General features: G+C 70.7%; 16 protein-coding genes and 2 pseudogenes. 9 read left to right on the top strand and 9 right to left on the bottom strand.

The window, feature by feature from the left end; translation table 11 throughout:
- Positions 1-59 precede the first annotated feature (59 nt).
- The 3 genes from AB0N06_RS10435 to gndA all read right to left on the bottom strand — a co-directional run bounded on the left by AB0N06_RS10435 (position 60) and on the right by gndA (position 3,519).
- Positions 60-857 carry a family 1 encapsulin nanocompartment shell protein gene (locus AB0N06_RS10435; RefSeq protein ID WP_366134289.1) on the bottom strand — a complete coding sequence of 266 codons (798 nt, stop codon included), beginning with the start codon at positions 855-857 and terminating at the stop codon, positions 60-62.
- Positions 857-1,930: a Dyp-type peroxidase gene (locus AB0N06_RS10430; protein ID WP_366134288.1), complete on the bottom strand. Its 1,074-nt coding sequence runs from the start codon at positions 1,928-1,930 to the stop codon at positions 857-859. The genes AB0N06_RS10435 and AB0N06_RS10430 overlap by 1 nt, the downstream gene beginning before the upstream one ends.
- Before the next feature lie 146 nt (positions 1,931-2,076).
- Positions 2,077-3,519, bottom strand: a complete 1,443-nt coding sequence (gene gndA / locus AB0N06_RS10425; protein WP_366134287.1) for an NADP-dependent phosphogluconate dehydrogenase — start codon at positions 3,517-3,519, stop codon at positions 2,077-2,079.
- Positions 3,520-4,100: 581 nt separating this feature from the next.
- On the opposite strand from gndA, the gene AB0N06_RS10420 reads away from it, so the two are divergent.
- Positions 4,101-5,402 carry a transglycosylase family protein gene (locus AB0N06_RS10420; RefSeq protein ID WP_366134286.1) on the top strand — a complete coding sequence of 434 codons (1,302 nt, stop codon included), beginning with the start codon at positions 4,101-4,103 and terminating at the stop codon, positions 5,400-5,402.
- Here the strand turns inward: AB0N06_RS10420 and AB0N06_RS10415 are convergent.
- Complete coding sequence (locus tag AB0N06_RS10415; RefSeq protein WP_366134285.1) at positions 5,372-6,631, bottom strand: DMT family transporter; 1,260 nt, start codon at positions 6,629-6,631, stop codon at positions 5,372-5,374. The genes AB0N06_RS10420 and AB0N06_RS10415 overlap by 31 nt on opposite strands.
- Positions 6,632-6,840: 209 nt before the next feature.
- Here AB0N06_RS10415 and AB0N06_RS10410 point away from each other — a divergent pair, with 209 nt between their 5' ends.
- From AB0N06_RS10410 to AB0N06_RS10400, 3 genes are all read left to right on the top strand, one after another.
- Positions 6,841-7,575, top strand: a complete 735-nt coding sequence (locus tag AB0N06_RS10410) for a (2Fe-2S)-binding protein (RefSeq protein ID WP_366134284.1) — start codon at positions 6,841-6,843, stop codon at positions 7,573-7,575.
- A gap of 280 nt (positions 7,576-7,855) precedes the next feature.
- Positions 7,856-9,340, top strand: a complete 1,485-nt coding sequence (locus AB0N06_RS10405) for an SDR family NAD(P)-dependent oxidoreductase (RefSeq protein ID WP_358861322.1) — start codon at positions 7,856-7,858, stop codon at positions 9,338-9,340.
- Positions 9,341-9,616: 276 nt separating this feature from the next.
- Positions 9,617-9,790 (top strand): hypothetical protein, encoded by a 174-nt coding sequence (locus AB0N06_RS10400; RefSeq protein ID WP_266978285.1) that lies wholly within the window; start codon positions 9,617-9,619, stop codon positions 9,788-9,790.
- A 153-nt stretch (positions 9,791-9,943) separates the two neighbouring features.
- Here the strand turns inward: AB0N06_RS10400 and AB0N06_RS10395 are convergent, their stop codons facing one another.
- The 3 genes and pseudogenes from AB0N06_RS10395 to AB0N06_RS10385 form a co-directional block, all read right to left on the bottom strand.
- Positions 9,944-11,380, bottom strand: coding sequence for a lipase maturation factor family protein (locus AB0N06_RS10395; protein ID WP_366134283.1), 1,437 nt, complete (start codon positions 11,378-11,380; stop codon positions 9,944-9,946).
- A gap of 28 nt (positions 11,381-11,408) precedes the next feature.
- The gene (locus AB0N06_RS10390) at positions 11,409-11,918 is read right to left on the bottom strand and encodes a DUF1990 domain-containing protein (RefSeq protein ID WP_366134282.1); all 510 of its coding nucleotides are present in this window, start codon (positions 11,916-11,918) and stop codon (positions 11,409-11,411) included.
- Positions 11,919-12,048: 130 nt separating this feature from the next.
- Positions 12,049-12,231, bottom strand: a pseudogene (locus AB0N06_RS10385) (YndJ family transporter); the annotation flags it as partial.
- Positions 12,232-12,355: 124 nt separating this feature from the next.
- On the opposite strand from AB0N06_RS10385, the gene AB0N06_RS10380 reads away from it, so the two are divergent.
- The gene (locus AB0N06_RS10380) at positions 12,356-12,808 is read left to right on the top strand and encodes a hypothetical protein (RefSeq protein WP_366134281.1); all 453 of its coding nucleotides are present in this window, start codon (positions 12,356-12,358) and stop codon (positions 12,806-12,808) included.
- A gap of 23 nt (positions 12,809-12,831) precedes the next feature.
- Here the strand turns inward: AB0N06_RS10380 and AB0N06_RS10375 are convergent, their stop codons facing one another.
- Entirely contained in the window at positions 12,832-14,256 is a 1,425-nt protein-coding gene (locus AB0N06_RS10375) for a HAMP domain-containing sensor histidine kinase (protein ID WP_366134280.1), read from the bottom strand.
- Entirely contained in the window at positions 14,253-14,987 is a 735-nt protein-coding gene (locus tag AB0N06_RS10370) for a response regulator transcription factor (protein ID WP_366134279.1), read from the bottom strand. The genes AB0N06_RS10375 and AB0N06_RS10370 overlap by 4 nt, the downstream gene beginning before the upstream one ends.
- 197 nt (positions 14,988-15,184) lie before the next feature.
- Between AB0N06_RS10370 and AB0N06_RS10365 the strand changes: the two genes are divergently transcribed.
- From AB0N06_RS10365 to AB0N06_RS10350, 4 genes and pseudogenes are all read left to right on the top strand, one after another.
- On the top strand, positions 15,185-16,537 hold the full coding sequence (locus tag AB0N06_RS10365) for a ferric reductase-like transmembrane domain-containing protein (RefSeq protein ID WP_366134278.1): 1,353 nt from the start codon (positions 15,185-15,187) through the stop codon (positions 16,535-16,537).
- Between the two features lie 23 nt (positions 16,538-16,560).
- On the top strand, positions 16,561-16,989 hold the full coding sequence (locus AB0N06_RS10360) for an FMN-binding protein (protein ID WP_366134277.1): 429 nt from the start codon (positions 16,561-16,563) through the stop codon (positions 16,987-16,989).
- 34 nt (positions 16,990-17,023) lie between these two features.
- Entirely contained in the window at positions 17,024-17,737 is a 714-nt protein-coding gene (locus AB0N06_RS10355) for an FAD:protein FMN transferase (RefSeq protein WP_366134353.1), read from the top strand.
- A gap of 76 nt (positions 17,738-17,813) precedes the next feature.
- Positions 17,814-18,086, top strand: a pseudogene (locus tag AB0N06_RS10350) (ATP-binding protein); the annotation flags it as partial.
- Between the last annotated feature and the right edge of the window lie 135 nt (positions 18,087-18,221).

Below are 18,221 nucleotides of genomic sequence, written 5' to 3'. Positions count from 1 at the left end.
GCCCGATCCGGTCCGTTAAGAGGCCGGGCACCGGCAGGCAGCAGCCGTGGACCCGGCCGTCAGGCGATGATCGGGACCACGGCTTCCGGCGTCAGCATCCGGAACGTGAACGACTGGTGGAAGTAGAGCCGGATGTGCGTCGCGTCGTGGTCCCGATAGCCGATGGACAGGTCCTGGCCCAGGAGCAGTTCGAAGTCGCCACCGCGGGTGGACAGCAGCACACCGCCCGCGACGGCGGGCGCCCAGAGGATCTGATCGTCCAGCAGCCGAGCGAGATGCGTGGCCACCGGATAGCCGTGGTCGGACGTCTCGGTCGCCTCGGTGAACGCGTCGGCGCCGAGCAGCAGCCGGTACGGCCCGTCCACACCGGCCAGCCGCAGCTGGGTCAGCGCCTGGCTCACCGTGGCCGGATAGTCGCGCGCATCGGCGGGCAGCGGCAGCGGAGCGTGCGAGGAACCGTCGCGCAGACCGGTGATGCCGGCCGACGCGTAGCCGTCGATGATGGCCATGTCCTCGGCGAACGCACAGGTCCGGGCGGCATCCTTGACAGGCTGCCAGTCACTGTCGTCGGAGCCGCGCTCGACATCGTCCACGGCCGCCCGCGTCACCGTGAACGGCACCCGCCACTCGATCACCGGCACGGAGGTACGGGCCCTGGCGATGACATCCGGCGTCGGCGGGTCGATCTCCCGCAGATGCCCGTCACCGACCGCCGAGAACGACGGTCCCTCGGGATCCGTCACATCGACGACGCGACGGCCCGCCAGATGGCGGCTGAAGGTGCGCCGGGCCTCCTCCTCGATCTGGTCCCAGGCGGCTTCCGTGACGGGGGCGAGTTCGCGGTGGAGGTTGTTCATCACTGGGCGCTTTCTTGCAGGCTGCCGATATGCAGCGAACCGTCCCGCGCATCCGCCGGAACCGCGATCCGAGCGCCCGGCGCGGACGCCGGCTGCGACAGGGATTCGGTCCCGGACAGGACGGGGGCCGGCGGCGGGGCGTCGAAGAAGTCGGCGCTGGGGGCGTAGAAGAGGGTGCCGGTGACGGCGGTCGAGAAGTCGAGGATGCGGTCGTACGTGCCCGGCGGATTTCCGAGGAACATATTGCGGAGCATCTGTTCGGTCACGTCCGGATCGGCGGCATAACCGATGAAGTACGTGCCGAACTCGCCCTGTTCGAAACTGCCGAACGGCATGTTGGCGCGCAGGATCTCGCGCGCGGTGCCGTCCGGCGCTGAGAGGGTGTTCAACGCGACGTGGGAGTTATGGGGTTTGACGGCGTCGGGCAGCTCGACGTCGTCCAGCTTGGTGCGGCCGATGACACGCTCCTGCTCCTCCGTGCTCAGCGTGTTCCAGGACGCCAGGTCGTGGAGATACTTCTGCACGATGACATAGCTGCCGCCCGCGAAGGCGGGGTCGGCTGCGGAGCCCACGAGCGCCGCCGTCAGCGCACCGGCGCTGATCGGGTTCTCCGTCCCGTCGACGAAACCGAGCAGGTCCCGGTGGTCGAAGTACCGGAACCCCTGCGTCTCGTCGACAACCGTCACCGCCCCGCCGAGCAGGTCGAGCAGTCGGGCGGCCCACTCGTAACACACGTCCATCCGCTCGCCCCGGATGTGGAACAGCAGATCGCCCGGGGTGGCGGGGGCGTGGTGGCGCGCGCCGTGCAGCTCCCGGAACGGATGGAGCGAGGCCGGCCGCGGCCCCGCGAACAGCCGGTCCCAGGCGTCCGACCCGAATCCGGTCACACAGGCCAGGCCGGCGTCGGGCACCCGGAAGTCGATGGAACGGGCGAACGCCGCAAGGTCCGGCAGCACCTCGCGTACGGCGCTCTCACCACCGGGTTCGATCGTGACCACCAGGATCAGGGCCGCGGTGGTCAGCGGCGCGACGACGGGTTGGGCGGCGGCCGGGGCCGGGACGGCGTCGGGCATGCGGCGGCTCCGAGTGGGTGGTGGCGGCGGCTCGGCTGGGGCATCCCGGTGGTGCGGGACGCCGACGGTACTCGCTGCTACTTACCCATACGTGCGGCCCCGCCGCATCCCGCGGCGACCCGACCGGGCGACCGGCCGTCCCCCCGTCAGCCGGTGGAGACCTCCGACCGGTCGCCGCCCCAGAGCGTGTGGAACGAGCCGTCACGGTCGGTACGCCGATAGGTGTGCGCTCCGAAGAAGTCCCGCTGCCCCTGTGTGAGCGCCGCGGGCAGCCGGTCGGCGCGCACCCCGTCGTAGTACGAGAGCGCGGCGGCGAATCCGGGGGTGGGCACCCCCTGACGCACCGCCTCGGCGACCACCGTCCGCCAGTCGTCCTGCGCCGCACCGATCTCGGCAGCGAACTGCTGGTCGGAGAGGAGACTCACCAGCCCGGGACGCGCGTCGTACGCCGCGCGGATCCGGTCCAGGAATGCGGCCCGGATGATGCATCCGGCCCGCCAGATCGCCGCCACCCCACCGAGATCGATGTTCCAGTCGTACGCCTCGCTGCCCGCCCGGATCTGGTGGAACCCCTGCGTGTAGGAGACGATCTTGGAGGCGTACAGCGCCTGTTCGACCTGGTCGGCGAAGGCTGCCGCCCCTGCCCCGGTGAGGGGGACGGCCTTCGGCCCCGGCAACTCCCGTGCGGCCTCACGGAGATCCGCGTGGCCCGACAGGGAACGGGCGAACACCGCCTCCGCGATACCGGAGACCGGCACCCCCAGATCCAGCGCGATCTGCACGGTCCAGCGGCCCGTCCCCTTCTGCTCGGCGCGGTCCTGCACGATGTCGACGAAGGGCTTGCCCGTCGACTCGTCCGTATGGGCGAGGACCTCGGCGGTGATCTCGATCAGATACGAGTCGAGGCGGCCGGTGTTCCAGCTGCGGAAGGTCTCGGCGATCTGCGCGGGGGAGTAGCCGGCCACCCGGCGCAGCAGGTCGTACGCCTCCGCGATCAGCTGCATGTCCGCGTACTCGATGCCGTTGTGGACCATCTTCACGAAATGCCCGGCGCCGTCGGGGCCGATGTGCGTGGTGCACGGGGTGCCGTCCTTTGCCTGTGCGGCGATCCGCTCCAGGAGCGGCCCCAGGGATTCGTACGACTGGGTGGAGCCGCCCGGCATGATGCTCGGCCCGTTCAGCGCCCCCTCCTCGCCGCCGGAGATACCGACACCGACGAAGTGGATCCCGCGCTCCCGCAGGTCCTTCTCGCGGCGGCGAGTGTCCTCGAAGTGGGCATTGCCGCCGTCGATGATGACGTCGCCCTCCTCGAGCAGCGGGGCGAACTCCTGGATCACGGCGTCGGTCGGATCGCCCGCCTTCACCATGATGACCAGCCGACGCGGTCGCTCCAGCGCCGCCACGAAGTCCTCGGGAGTGCGTGCGGCGACGAAGGTGCCCTCGTCGCCGAACTCCTTGACCAGGGCATCGGTCTTTGCGGTCGTACGATTGTGCACCGCCACCGCAAAGCCGTTGCGGGCGAAGTTCCGGGCGAGATTGCGGCCCATCACCGCGAGTCCAGTGACGCCGATCTGCGCAGTGCCGCTCATCTGTGTGCTCCTGCAATCTGTCGAGGATGCCGGGATGACCAGTATGGATACGGGAAGCGGGCATGGCCTGTTCGCCCCGCCGCGCTCCGTTCACGCCGCAGGAGAACGCCCGTACGGTCGGGTGAGGAGCCGGCCGGGCCGGGCCGGTGGAACAGAACTCTTCCGCGGGGGACAGGCCTAGGGTTCGAAAGTCCCGCCTGCCAGGCGACGCCTGGCACGCACGCTCGCTGCGTTGTCGGGCTCGTCCTTGATACGCCCAGTATCGGGGCGACCCTCCGCCTTGCGATCGCATGCACCAGACGCCGCCTGGCCCGCCCTACGGCCGGACGACGCTCCTTTCGAAACACGCTCTGGCACGTCCCCGCCGCTGGACGCGGTGGCCCGGCATCGCTCCGGCTCTGTCGCGACGGCACCCGGGCACGGGTCTTCCGCAGGCGTCGCCCCCGTCGATGAACTGCGATCCGAGGCGCCCGTTTCATGAGTGACAGGTGGGTACTGGGCTGAGCCCTTGTCATCACCCTTTGTGTGCCCATAAGTTGGCCGCTTGCGACGTGTCCTACAGCCAGTGGGGGAGCCAAGTCATGGCCGCGAACGGACGGCACCGCAAATACCAGCCCAGCCGCATCAACCGCGCCTCGCTGACGGTCACGGCAGGCGGTGCGGGCATCGCGCTCCCGCTCATCAGCGCAGCTTCGGCGGGCGCCGCGTCGACGGATGTCTGGGAGAAGGTCGCCGCCTGCGAGTCCACCGACAACTGGCACATCAACTCGGGCAACGGATACTTCGGCGGGCTGCAGTTCACCCGGTCGACCTGGGCGGCCTACGGCGGCACCGTCTACGCGCCGCGTGCCGATCTGGCCACCAAGGCACAGCAGATAGCCATTGCGGAGAAGGTACTGGAGGCGCAGGGCCCCGGTGCGTGGCCGACCTGCTCCACCCGGGCGGGCCTGACACGGGGCGGCGGCGCCCCCGACGTCAAGCCGCAGGCGGAGCCGACCGGCGGTCCCGTCGACACCTCCTCGAAGGGGACTCCCACCCCGAAGAAGGCGATACCGAAGGCCGATAAGGCACCCGCACCCGTCACGCCGACCATGGTGCCCGGCAAGCGCGAGTCGTACACCGTTGCGCGTGGCGACTCGCTCTCCGCGATCGCGTCCACCGAGCGTGTGAGGGGCGGTTGGCAGCATATCTACGCGGCCAACCGCACAGTGGTCGGCGACGACCCGGACCTGATCTTCCCCGGCCAGAGGCTCACCCTGGACGCGGCCCGGACCCCGAAGCCCGCTTCGAAGACCGGCCTCAAGCCGGGCGCGTCCACCGGGCCGCAGCCGAAGACGAAGCCGCGTCGACCGGCGGAACCGAAGCACGAACAGGCGGAACCGCAGCACCAGGCGGCAAAACCGCACCACACGGCAGGGGCGAAGCCGCACCAGGCGGCAAAGACTCAGCACAGGAAGGACGAGCGGGCCGAGAAGCACTCCGGGCTCACCGCACCGGTGGTGGCGACCCGCATCGGCACCTCCTACCACCAGGCCGGTTCCTGGGCGAGTGGCTATCACACGGGCATCGACTTCCCCGTCCCCACCGGCACTTCGGTCAAGGCGGTGGCCTCCGGCACGGTCGTGTCGGCGGGCTGGGCGGGAGCGTACGGCTACCAGATCGTCGTCCGGCACGGCGACGGCAAGTACAGCCAGTACGCGCACCTGTCCGCGCTCCATGTGCGCGAGGGCCAGCACATCAGCGGCGGTCAGCGCATCGCCCGCTCGGGCTCCACGGGCAACGTCACCGGACCGCATCTGCACTTCGAGATTCGTACCGGCCCCGGTTACGGCTCCGACATCGACCCCGTGACCTACCTCAGGGCAGGCGGCGTCAGCGTCTGAACGCCGCCGAGCCGTTGTGCGGAGTCATCGGGATCGGCGGCCGACAGGGCACGTCGTCCCGAACCGGTGCGCGGCAGCGGCGCGGGGCCGAACCACACCCGACGTGCCCGACGACTCCTCAGCGTCACCGGCACTGTCACCGGCGGCGGGAGCAGCGAGGGCATCGAATCCGCAGCGGCCGAGCCGGACACGGCGGACGTGCCCCGGGGAGGCTCCGCCTGCGGCTGATGCCCGGCCGATGCCCCCGCGAACTCGACCGCACCGGCGGACTTCACCGCAGCAGCGGACTCGGCGGCGTTCTCCGCGCTCTCCGGGGCACCTTCCATGTCCTCCGCGGCAACTCCGGCATCCACCTCCGACACATCCGCGCCGGTGCCCTGGGCCCGCTGATTCTCGCGCTGCTCCGCGCTCATCCGCTCCGTGGTCAGCAGGATCAGCCCGCCCGCGGCCACCACGCCGCACGCGAGCGCCAGCACCGTGCCCGCCGTGCCGTACCGGAACTCCTCGCCGAACAGCGTGATGCCGACCGCCGCCGCGATCACAGGGTTCACGACGGTCACCGTCGCGAGCGGAGCGGTGAGGCCGGCGCCCCGGTACGCGGCCTGGGCCAGCAGCAGTCCGGCCCCTGCCAGCACCGCGATCACCAGGAGCGAGGGCAGCCCCGCGCCCACGGCACCCGAGGTCCACACCATCGCCACCGTCTTCGTGAACACGGAGGCGATACCGAACGCGACACCTGCCGCCCCGGCCAGCACCACGCTCCGTACCACCGGCTTCTGCATGCCCTTCGAGACCACGAGGAGCAGCGCCACCGCGCCGAACGTCACGGTCGCGAGCATGACCTGCTCCGACCCGTCCAGCGTGTGCGCCTCGCTGCCGCCGGTGAGCGCGAGCAGACCCGCCAGACCGGCCGTCGCCATGATCGCGCCGCGCCAGGCAGTCGCCCCGGCCCGGCGGCGTACGAAGAGGGCAGCCATCGGCAGGGCGAAGACGATCGTCAGCGCACCGAGCGGCTGCACCAGGCTGAGCGGGCCGTACGCCAGTGCCAGCACGTGCAGCACGGCACCCACACTGTTCAACGCCACGGCCACCCACCACACGCGGTTGCGCAGAGGGGTGAGCGAGCGGCTGTCTCCGGCCGCGGCGACGCGCTCCTGGACGATTGCCCCGGCCGCGTACGCGACCGCAGAGACCAGTGACAGCAGCACCGACAGTGCGAGGAAACTCATGTGCACCACGATGGCCCTTCAAAGCCGCCGAGTCGTCGTCCTTGAGACTGCGATCCGACGTACTGCTTTGGTAGTACGGCAGTGGTCCGCGTGTCCTCCTCCCGACGGTAGTACTACCCCGACGAGCCTCAGGACGATCATCCCGCAGCGATACGGTGAACGGCGAGTCGCGGTACTCGGGACGGCCGCGATGTCACCAGGAGCGATCGATGGAACCCACGCAGGAACAGCGCTCGGAGCAGGCGGACGCGGCTTCGGTGGGCGGCTTCTTCGCCCTGCGCAGCACACCGGTGCCCGGTGGCGCACACCGCCCGCTGGCCCGGCTGTACGCGGGGGAGACGGCATCGCTCACCACCCGTATCGACGCGGTCGCGGCCGCGCTCCGTACCCGGGAGCGCCGAGTGGCCGCGTCCGTCGCTCACCTGGGCCTGGCCGCCCGTCTCTGGTCGACCGCCCTGGGACCGGCGGCGATCGAGGGCCGCTTCCCCGATCTGTCCCCCGGCACGCTCCACTGGGACCCGCAGCGCCCCGCCCCCGACGACCTGTGGCACGAGCCGGTCGCCACGCTGCCTGGCACCGCGGACCGGATCCGTGAGGTCGTCCAGTTCGGCCATCTCGTACCCCTGGCGGAGGCGATCCGCCAGGACGGACACCTCGCTCCGCGGCTGCTCTGGGGCAACGCGGGATCGGCCCTCGCCGGAGCGCTCCGGGAACTGATCGCCTGGGCGCGGACCCACCACCGCCCGGACGTCGCGCAACGGGCCCGCGCCCTGGTCGCCGAACTCTTCGACCACCCGGATCTGCGCACCACCGGCTCGCCGCACACCCCCGCGTTCCGCAGACGCAGCTGCTGCCTCTACTACCGGTGCCCGGGCGGGGGCCTCTGCGGGGACTGCGTCCTCGACCGCACACCGGGATCCCCTGCGGAATCCGTCCCCCGGTGATCGACCGCGCGCCGACAGAGACGTCGTGACGGCGTCGCAGGCCGACGTCCGCGTCCCTGGCGTCTCCTCCCGCGGCCCGCTGCGCCGCCCTGCGCACCCGGATGGAGCAGCGCGGCGGACATGGCAGACTTGAGCGGGGCGTTCGGCCCGAAGTGCGGCGGCTTCACGCAAGCCCGCAGCCGGGCCTCAGCCCCGTGGATACCAGTCCTCGTGAGCCCGGTGCGGCAATGCGCCGGGGCCGCCGAGAGATCCCGGCGGCATGACTGACAGAGGAACGGCAATGACGGTGACAGAGGACAGCGCGGAGTTCGCTCCCGGTATCGAGGAGTTCGGTCCCGGTATCGACCCGGAGCGGCTGGCCGTCTGCCTGAGCGTGCTCGACGAACTCGACACCATCGAGGTCGACCACCCGGACGCCATCGCCGTGCGCCGCGCCACCGCCGGTATTTACCGGACCGTGAAGCAGCGCCGTCGTCAGGAGCGCCGGGCCGCCAAGACCGCGCACGACAAGGCTGTTACCGAGGCCACCGCCACTGGCTCGGCCGATCGCATCGACGACGAGACCCAGGGTGTCCTGCCGTCCTCCTCGGCCACTGCCGAGATCGCCGGGATACTCCAGCGGCCCCGCTCCTGCTACATCTGCAAGACCCGGTACGTCGAGGTGGACGCCTTTTATCACCAGCTCTGCCAGCAGTGCGCCAAGGAGAACCGGGCCCGCCGCGACGCGCGGACCGACCTGACGGGACGCCGGGCGCTGCTCACCGGCGGCCGGGCCAAGATTGGCATGTACATCGCACTGCGGCTGCTGCGTGACGGCGCGCACACCACCATCACCACCCGCTTCCCCAACGACGCGATCCGCCGCTTCAAGGCGATGCCGGACAGTGACGAGTGGATCCACCGGCTGAAGATCGTCGGCATCGACCTGCGCGACCCCGCCCAGGTCGTCGCGCTCGCCGACTCGGTCGCCGCCGAGGGGCCGCTGGACATCCTGATCAACAACGCTGCGCAGACGGTTCGCCGCTCCCCGCAGGCGTACAGCGAACTGCTCGGCGCCGAGTCCGCACCGCTGCCCGCGGGTGAACTCCCCGCGGCCGAGGTCATCGGCACCTTTGGCAGCGGCTCGGTCGACCGCGTCGCCGCCCTGCCCGCCGCCCGCAAGGAGGGGCTGAGCGCGCAGGACGTCACGGAACTGGCCCTGGTCACCGGATCCGCCTCGCTGGAACGGATCGCTGCGGGCACCGCGATCGACGCGGGCGGTCTCGTGCCGGACCTGCACCACACGAACAGCTGGATCCAGACGGTCGAAGAGGTCGAGCCGATCGAACTGCTCGAGGTCCAGCTCTGCAACTCCACCGCGCCGTTCATCCTGATCAGCCGGCTCCGTCCCGCGATGGCCGCGACGGCGGCCAAGCGCGCCTACGTGGTCAACGTCTCCGCGATGGAGGGTGTGTTCAGTCGCGGCTACAAGGGTGCGGGCCACCCGCACACCAACATGGCCAAGGCGGCGCTGAACATGCTCACCCGCACCAGCGCCCAGGAGATGTTCGAGAAGGACGGCATCCTGATGACCGCCGTCGACACGGGTTGGATCACCGACGAGCGCCCGCACCCCGACAAGATCCGGCTGGCCGAGGAGGGCTTCCACGCCCCGCTCGACCTGGTCGACGGCGCTGCCCGGGTCTACGACCCGATCGTGCGGGGCGAAGCGGGAGAGGACCTGTTCGGCTGCTTCCTGAAGGACTACGCGCCGGCCGGTTGGTAGATCGATCCGTTGTCCGAAAGTGACTGAGCGCACACGTTCCATCGAGCGCGAAAGCGCTCATTTGGTTAGGCTGAGGTGAACAGACGCCACCCGGGGGTCCACAAAAATCCCCGGGCCGTCCTGGGACAGGCTTGCAACCAGGCCGCCGTTCCGCCCCATGCCCGGCGCCACCGCGACCGAACTGTTCCTGCCCCGCCCCATATGGGTGGTCGATTTCCGGTAATGAGGCCGGAGTGTCGGCGACGCCCGGGGTTTTGCGACACAAAGGAGTACGCGGTGACACCAGAACTGACGAAGCAAGAGAAGCGACCGGCCGAGCGACAGGGAGAGCGGGCCCGTCGGCCCGAGAAACTCCAGAACCTCGAAGTCTGGGCCAGATCTGCGCCGATCCGGCTGGCCGGCTACGAGGACGATCTCGCCGAGCCGCACATCCTGCCCGGCATCGACTGATCGACGGGCTCGGCAGCGCGCCCGCCCGACGTCCGCGATGTCCGTCAGCCAGGGAGCCCCGGCCTTCCGACACAACGGAGGTCCGGGGCTCCGGCGTGTCCCGGCCGGGTCACCGCACCGGGCGAAATCCGGGTAGCCCCGGGGCCCGGGTCTTCATGGGGGCGTGGTCGGGCTGATGCGGGCGGGGGCGAGGGTAACCGGTCTGATGAATTCCCGCACATAGGTGCGGTGCCACCAGTTCCCGGTGGCGCGCAGCTCGCGCCAGGTCGTGTACCGGTAGCGGTACACCCTGGCGCGGAGGTGCGTGGGCGGGGTGCCCGGGAACGGGTTGTGGCGCAGCAGCCGCAGCGTGTCCCGGTCGTTCTCCAGTAGCCGTTCCAGGAAGGGTCCGAACCAGGGATGGGCGTACGCGGGAGAGAGCGCCGCGAACCACATCAGCCAGTCCAGACGCAGGTGATAGGGAGCGAACTGGCGCGGGAGCCTCCGCGGATCGCCCGGCTTGCCCCGGAAGCCGTACTCCTGCCAGACGGTGCCGGGGTGGAGCACCGTCTCGTCGGTGCCCTCGACCGCGATCTCCAGCCGGACCCGGCTGATGCTGCCGAACGCGCCGTATGTGTTGACGAGATGCAACGGGTCGAACGAGCGGTTCATCACCTGGCGGCGGGAGATCAGATTGCGTGCCGGACGGTAGCTGAGGGCGACCACCAGCGCGGTGACGGCGATGACCAGCACCTCGTACCAGAGCGGCGGCGCCGACTGCGCGGGCTGTGCAGCGACCAGTGACCAGTCGACGGCGGACAGCGCGAGAGCGATGGTCACCCAGTTCAGCCAGGCGAAGTTGCCGGAGAGCACCAGCCACAACTGGGTGACGATCATCAGCCCCGCGGCCGCAGTCGCCACCGGCTGCGGGGTGAAGAGCAAGATCGGGACGAGGAGTTGGGTGACATGGTTGGCCGCCACCTCCACCCGGTGGACCGGTCGGGGCAGCCGGTGGAAGAACCAGCTCAGCGGTCCCGGCATCGGCTGGGTCTCGTGGTGGAAATACAGGCAGGTCAGCTTGCGCCAGCACTCGTCGCCCCGGATCTTGATCAGCCCTGCGCCGAATTCGACCCGGAACAGCACCCAGCGCAGTAGCCACAGCACCAGCACGGGCGGAGCCGTGTCCGCGTTACCGAGAAAGACGGCGAGGAAGCCCGTCTCCAGGAGCAGCGACTCCCACCCGAAGCTGTACCAGACCTGGCCGACCTGGACGATCGACAGATACAACGCCCAGGGCAGCAACCACATCAGCATGGCGGCCCAGAGCGGAACGTACGAATCCACCCCGGCGATCAGCGCGACCGCGAGGGCGCAGCCGGTCCAGGCGACCACCGCGAAGAACCGGTCGGAGTAGTGGAGCCGGAAGAGACCGGGAGCGAGGCGCCAGTCCGTTCGCCGCAGGAACTCGGGCACGGGCAGCATGCCCCGTTCGCCGATCAGCGCCCGGAACTGGAGGGCGGCGGCGAGAAACCCGACCAGGTAGATGCAGGCGAGAGCCCGCTGGAAGATCAGCCGGCTGAGCCAGTAGCCATCTGCGGTGAACCATTGCATCACTTCCAGTATCGGCGCTGCGGGCGCTTCAGCCCTCCGACACGATCCGTCCCAGCGCGGTGCCGAGCCGGCGTGCGTACCAGCGCTGGAGCACCGGTACGAGAGGTCCCGCCACCCTGCTGTACCAGCGGGCCGGACGGGAGAACGCCAGCACGGTGAACCACACCGTGCCGTCGTCGGCCAGCTCCACCACGAAGCACTCCTCACCGCGCTCGGGGTGCCGGTGCCGGGTCCCGTACGCGAAGCCGATGCGTTCCTTCTCGTACGCGGTCCAGACGACTTCGCACGGCGCGGTGAACCGGAGCGGACCGAGCCCGATCGACACCCGCACGGAGGTTCCGGGCTCGGCGCGAGCCGTCGACGCCCGCACCCGGGCGCCGGAGGTGCGGTGCATGCGCCAGCCGGTGACGGCTGCGCCCGCCGTCTCGAAGTCGGCCCGGCCGCGGCCCACCGCGACCCGGTGGTGGAGATGGTGGTAGCCGTCGGGGAGCGGGCCGAGCCGGGTGGCCCCGATCTCCGGGTACGTGAGGGTGCTCATGACGTCCTGCCTTCGGGGTCGGTGAGAAATGGGTCGGTGAGCAACGGGACGGTGCGGGTCGGGGCAGTACGGGCGGAGCCGGCGCCGTTCCGGAGCCTTACGACCCCGCCCACGATTGTCAGCGGCGTCGCTATCGGGCGAGCACCGAGCAGAGCGCGAAGCCCAGCGCGTTGCCGAGGCCGTGCGTGGCGGCCATCCAGGTCAGCGTGGGGTGAGGCAGCCCCGTCGCCTCACCGAGCGCCCAGATCGGCGCGAGCACCGTCGTCGCCACGAGGACGGCGGCCGAGGTGGCGAACAGCAGCCGGGTGCCCCGGCATGCCCAGCATCACGATCGTGCCGACCAGTACGGACATGCCGCATCCCCCGTCTTGAACGCGTTCAAGGCGGCTGTGAGGGAGGGACTGACAGGGCTCGCCGCCGCAGGCAGGATGTCCCGCATGGAGATCATTCCCGGACGCGGCGTCGACCTCGTCAAGATCGGTGATCCGCGTGCCCAGGTCGAGGAACGCGTGGGGCAGCCGTACCACGGGCCCGGTCGTGACCGCGCCGTCTACGCCACCTCGCCCACGCTGGTGATCACCTACGCAGCGGACGACACGGTCGAACTCGTGGAGATCGCCCACCACGGCGGCATCGACGATGCCGAAGCCCGCTACGACGGCGTTCGGCTGACCCACCGATTTCTCGATGATGTCGTTGCCGAGCTCCACGCCAAGGGATACACGAGCACCCCCTCCAGCATCGGCCACGACTTCCACGTCGGTTTCGCCGTCTGGTCCATGCACTCACTGAGCGCGGGAGACCTCGATCCGGCAGCCGCGGAGGACGACGAGCGGGCCGTCGCAGAGGGCGTGTCCGTGGCGCCGTACGCCTACTTCGACGAGGGATAGCGGGGGCGGGCGAGGACCCTGGGTCAGCGCGGGAGGGCCACCCGGAATGCCGTGTGTCCCGGTCGGCTCACGACATCGGCCGAGCCGCCGTGGGCGGTGACCACCGCGCGGACGATGGCCAGGCCGAGTCCGGTGCTGCCGGTGGCCCTTGAGCGACTGGGGTCGGTGCGGACGAAGCGCCCGAAGATCTCCGGCAGCAGCGCGTCGGGAATGCCCGGCCCGTTGTCCGTGACGGTCAGCCGGACGTCGGCGGCCTCCGCCCGGAGCCGTACCGTCACCTCCGTACCGTCCGGGGTGTGCACCCGGGCGTTGGCGAGGAGATTGCCGATCACCTGCTGGAGACGGTGCGCGTCGCCGGTGACGGTCACGGGCTCCTCGGGGAGGTCGAGGAGCCAGCGGTGGCCGGGGCTCGCGGCCCGTGCGTCGTCGGTCGCGTCGAGCACGAGGAGGGTCAGATCGACCGGTTCGTGGTTGAGTTCGCGCCCCGCGTCGAGGCGGGCGAGCAGCAGCAGATCGTCGACCAGGTGGCTCATCCGCCCGGACTCCGACTGGATGCGTTCCAGGGCGTGCCGGACCCCGGCGGGTACGGGGCCGTGGTGGCGCAGGGCGAGTTCGGCGTGGCCACGGATGTTGGCGACGGGTGTGCGCAGCTCGTGGCTGGCGTCGGCGGCGAAGTGCCGCAGCCGTTCCTCGCTCGCCTGCCGCCGGGCGAGCGCGTCCCCGATGTGTCCGAGCATGCGGTTCAACGCGGTGCCGACCTGACCGACCTCGGTCCGAGGATCGGTGACAGGCAGCGGGTCGGGCATGGCGACCTCGCCGCCGGCCAGTGGCAGCCTGGCCACGCCGACCGCCTGCTTCGTGACGCGTCGCAGGGGGCGCAGGGAGACCCGCACCCACAGGGCTCCGGCGACCCCGGTGGCGAGCAGGGCCGCGCCGAACACGACCCCCTCGACCGCTTCGAGCCGGTGCAGGGTCTCTTCCACGGGGTGCAGCGGCAGCCCGGTGATCAGCACGTCCCGGTCGTCGCCGGCGACGGCCGCGACCCGGTAGCCGCCGAGTGCGGAGAGCCGTACGCTGCGGCCCTTCCCGTCGTCGGGCACAGCCGCGAGCGTGCGCCGGTCGTCGGCGGTCAACGGCACCCGGCGGACGTTCTGCTCATCGACCACGGCAGCCTGGGTCACCCGGCCGTTCTGCAGCCTTGCGCCGAAGGTGGAGTCGGCCTGGCCCCGCGAGTCGGGGCGGTTGTCGGCGTCCGGCGCGGTTTCGTGTTCCAGGCTGGCGGGGAACCTGCCGCCGGACGCGGTCAGCTGCTGGTCCAGGCGGCGCACCAGGAAGCCCTCGAGGGCGAGGACGGTGGTGAGTCCGACCGCGAGACATGCGGCGGCGAGCAGCAGGACGAGCCCGGCGGTGAGCTGCCCACGGAGCGTGTGCGGCGGCGGCCGTCTCATGACGGATCCGGCTTCAGGACGTACCCCACTCCGCGCACCGTATGGATCATGGGAGCGCGGCCCGCGTCGATCTTTTTGCGGAGATAGCTGATGTACAGCTCGACGACATGGGCGCGGCCGCCGAAATCGTATGCCCACACCCGGTCGAGGATCTGTTCCTTGGACAGCACCCGACGCGGATTGCGCATCAGGAAGCGCAGCAGCTCGAACTCGGTGCGGGACAGCTCGACGACGGCGCCGCCGCGCCGGACCTCCCTGGCCTCCTCGTCCATGGTGAGCTCGCCGACCGTCAGCCGGTGCCGGCCCGGCGCACCGGCCATCCCTGCCCGCCGCAGCAGCCCGCGCAGCCGGGCGAGGACCTCCTCCAGACTGAACGGCTTGGTCACGTAGTCGTCCCCGCCCGCCGTGATCCCGGCGATGCGGTCCTCCACCGCGTCGCGGGCGGTCAGGAACAGCACGCACACCTCACGGGCCTCACGGCGCAGCTCCCGCAGCACGCGCAGCCCGTCCATGTCGGGCAGCATCCAGTCCAGCACGACGGCGTCCGGCCGGAACTCGCGCGCCTCGGCCAGGGCGGAGGCACCGTCCGCCGCGGTACGGACCTGCCAGCCCTCGCCGGTCAGTGCTCCGGCCATCACCTCGGTCAGATCGGGTTCGTCGTCGACGACCAACACCCGGACCGGGCCCCCGTCGGGGCGGTGCAGGGGCGGCTGTGCGCGGTGATTGTCCATGGTCTGTCCAGCATCCCCCAGTGCGGACGGCGGCGGGCCGCCGGGGACCTGTGAGTTCCCTCTGAGTTGTCTCTGCGCTCCCTCCGGAATCCCGGCCGGCCGGGGCGGCCGCCGCCCATTCAGAAGGTACGCAGAGGATGTGCTGCGAGGCTTGCCGCCGTCAGCCGGCCCAGCGGTCCGTTACGAGGGGAGCCCCCATGACCACCACAGCCCCCGCCTCGCCTTGCGCGAGCAAGGGCACACGACACCGCCGCCCGCCGCGCAGCGTCGCCCCGCATCTTGTCTTCGCCGTCATCTACGCGGGGGCCGCAGCCGTCCTTGCACTGTGGTGGAGCGACACGTCCGCCGTCGTGGGCACTACGGGCCTGCTGACCAATGCAGGGCGCATCACCGGGCTGCTGGCCGGGTACACCTGCGCGGTCCTGGTGGTTCTGATGGCCCGCGTCCCCCTGCTGGACCACAGCATCGGCACCGACCGGCTGGCGCGCCTGCACGCCGCCACCGGCCGGTGGACCATTTCCCTGGTCCTGGCCCACACCCTTCTCGTCATCTGGGGCTACTCCCTCAGCGCTCACACGGACGTGGTGAGCCAGACGTCCGACCTGGTCCTGCACTACCCGGACCTCCTCAAGGGCACCGCCGGCTTTCTGCTTCTCCTCTTCACCGGTGCCGTTTCCGCCCGCGCCGCCCGTCGCAGGATGAGCTACGAGACCTGGCACTACCTCCACTTCGCCACCTATCTGGCGATCTTCCTCGCCTTCGGACACCAGCTTTCCGACGGCGCCGACTTCGTCGGCAACCGATCCGCGCAGCTGGCGTGGTACGCCCTCTACCTGGGTGCCGCCGCCCTGGTCGTCTGGTACCGGTTCGCGGTCCCGGTACGCCGCGGCCTGAGGCACCGGCTGACGGTGACCGCCGTCCACACCGAAGCTCCCGGCGTCGTCTCCGTACACCTCACCGGCGAGCGCCTCGACGAGCTGGGGGCCGAGCCGGGGCAGTTCTTCCGCTGGCGCTTCCTCACCCGAGGCCTGTGGTGGACCGCCAACCCGTACTCGCTCTCCGCGCCCGCCCACCCCCGCCATCTGCGGATCACCGTCAAGGCCGGCGGCGCCCACAGCGCCGCGCTCGCCCGTCTTGCACCCGGCACCCGGGTCTGGGCCGAGGGACCCTACGGGGGCCTCACTGCGCGCCGCCGTACCGCACACCAGGTGCTCCTGCTGGCGGGCGGAGTCGGCATCACTCCGCTGCGGACCCTGTTCGAGACACTGCCCGGACCGGTGACACTCGTCTACCGCGCCCGTCGGACCGAGGACCTGGCGCTGCGCGCCGAACTCGACGCCATCGCCGCCCACCGCCGCGCAACGGTCCACTACGTCGTCGACGGAGATGCCTCACTGACCGCACCCGCCCTCAGTCGTCTGGTCCCCGGCCTGGCCGCGCACGACGTCTACCTCTGCGGCCCGCCCGGCATGACCGAGGCTGCGATCCGCGCCCTGCGCGACGCCGGAGTGCCGCGCCGTCGCATCCACCACGAATCGTTCGCGTTCTGATGAGTGCCCCGAGGAGAATCACCATGCGCCGAGCCGTTCTCGCCACCACCGGCACCAGTGCCCTGGTCGTGGCCCTGCTGTCCCTGAAACCGCACCAGGCTCCAAGTCTCCTCGACGCGGGCAGGCGCCCGGCGACCACGGTCTCCCCGCCTACGTCGACCGGCGCAGCCGCCCCGACAGGCACGTTCAACGGTGATCCGGTGGACACGCGGTACGGACCGGTGCAGGTCGCCGCCACTCTTACCAAGGGGAGGCTCACCGCCGTGCGGGTGCTCCGGGAGCCCGATGAGAACGGCCGTGACCGGGAGATCGCCGCGTTCGCGCTGCCCCGGCTCACCCGCGAGGCGCTCGGTGCCCAGAGCGCGGACATCGACTCCGTCTCCGGAGCCAGCTACACCAGTCAGGGTTATATGGAGTCCCTGCAGAGCGCATTGGACCGGGCCGGTGGCTGATCGCGCGCACTGGCTGCGCCATGTCGAGCACGTGATGGGCACGGTGTTCTCCTTCGATATCAGGGACCGGCCCACCCCTGCGATCCGCCGCGCCCTCGACGATGCGGTGCGCTGGCTGCACCACGTCGACGCGGTGTTCTCCACCTACCGTCCGGACAGTGCCATCAGCCGACTGGGCCGTGGCGAGTCCGGGCCCGGCACCTGTCCGGCGGAGGTCCGTGAGGTCCTCGACCTGTGCGGCGATGTCACCCGGGTCAGCCGTGGCTGGTTCAGCGCCACACCGGGCGGGGCCCTCGACCCCTCCGGGCTGGTCAAGGGGTGGGCGGTCGAGGCCGCCTCGCAGCTGCTGCACGAGAGCGGCGCGACCAACACCTGCGTGAACGGCGGCGGCGACCTTCAGCTGCGCGGCGAGGCGCGCCCCGGCGTCCCCTGGCGGATCGGTATCGCCCACCCTCTGCGCCGCGGGGCGCTGGCCACCGTCGTGTCCGGATCTGATCTGGCGGTCGCCACCTCCGGAACGGCCGAACGCGGCGCGCACATCCTCGACCCGCACACCGGCACCCCGGCCCTGGGCCTCGTGTCGATCACCGTGGTGGGGCAGGCGCTGACCCTGACGGACGCTTTCGCCACGGCTGCGTTCGCCATGGGCGGTGGGGCGCGCGGCTGGCTGGAGTCGTTGGACGGGTACGAGGCGCTCGGCATCACACCCGACGGCCGAGAGTGGCGCACCAGTGGGTTCGGCTGGTAGGTCTCCCAGGGCGTGTTTCGAAAGTCGCGTCGTCCGCCCGGCAGGCCGCCGGCTCCGGCAGCATGTCGCCCAGAATGCCGATGAACTGATCACCAATGCGCTGATCCACACCGACGGCGGGGCGATCGTCACCGTCCGGGTGCTCGCCGGGCTCGAACGGCGGCTGCGGGTCGACGTCGAGGACCGGTCGAGCGCGCTGCCGCGCCCTCGTGACGCGGGGGAGTCCGGCGTGTCCGGCCGTGGGCTGCTGGTGGTGGACCGGCCGGCGGACGCCTGGGGCGTGGAATCCCGCGGCAGCGGCAAGTGCGTGTGGTGCGAGTTCATCGTCCCGAGGCGTCGCCATGGTTGACACCGATGAAGGCGATGCGTACTACCAGGTAGTAACAGAACGTAACATGTCAGTACTTGACCGTAACGGATCGCGAGCGATTGACTGCGACTGCGGCAGTCGTTGACTCCGGCAATCTTTGCCTTCGATGACATG

The sequence above is a fragment of the Streptomyces sp. NPDC051020 genome, from assembly GCF_040683105.1.
In the GTDB taxonomy this organism is placed as follows: domain Bacteria; phylum Actinomycetota; class Actinomycetes; order Streptomycetales; family Streptomycetaceae; genus Streptomyces.
The sequence above is the reverse complement of the archived record's forward strand: the minus strand, read 5'-3'. Positions and strand labels throughout refer to the sequence as shown.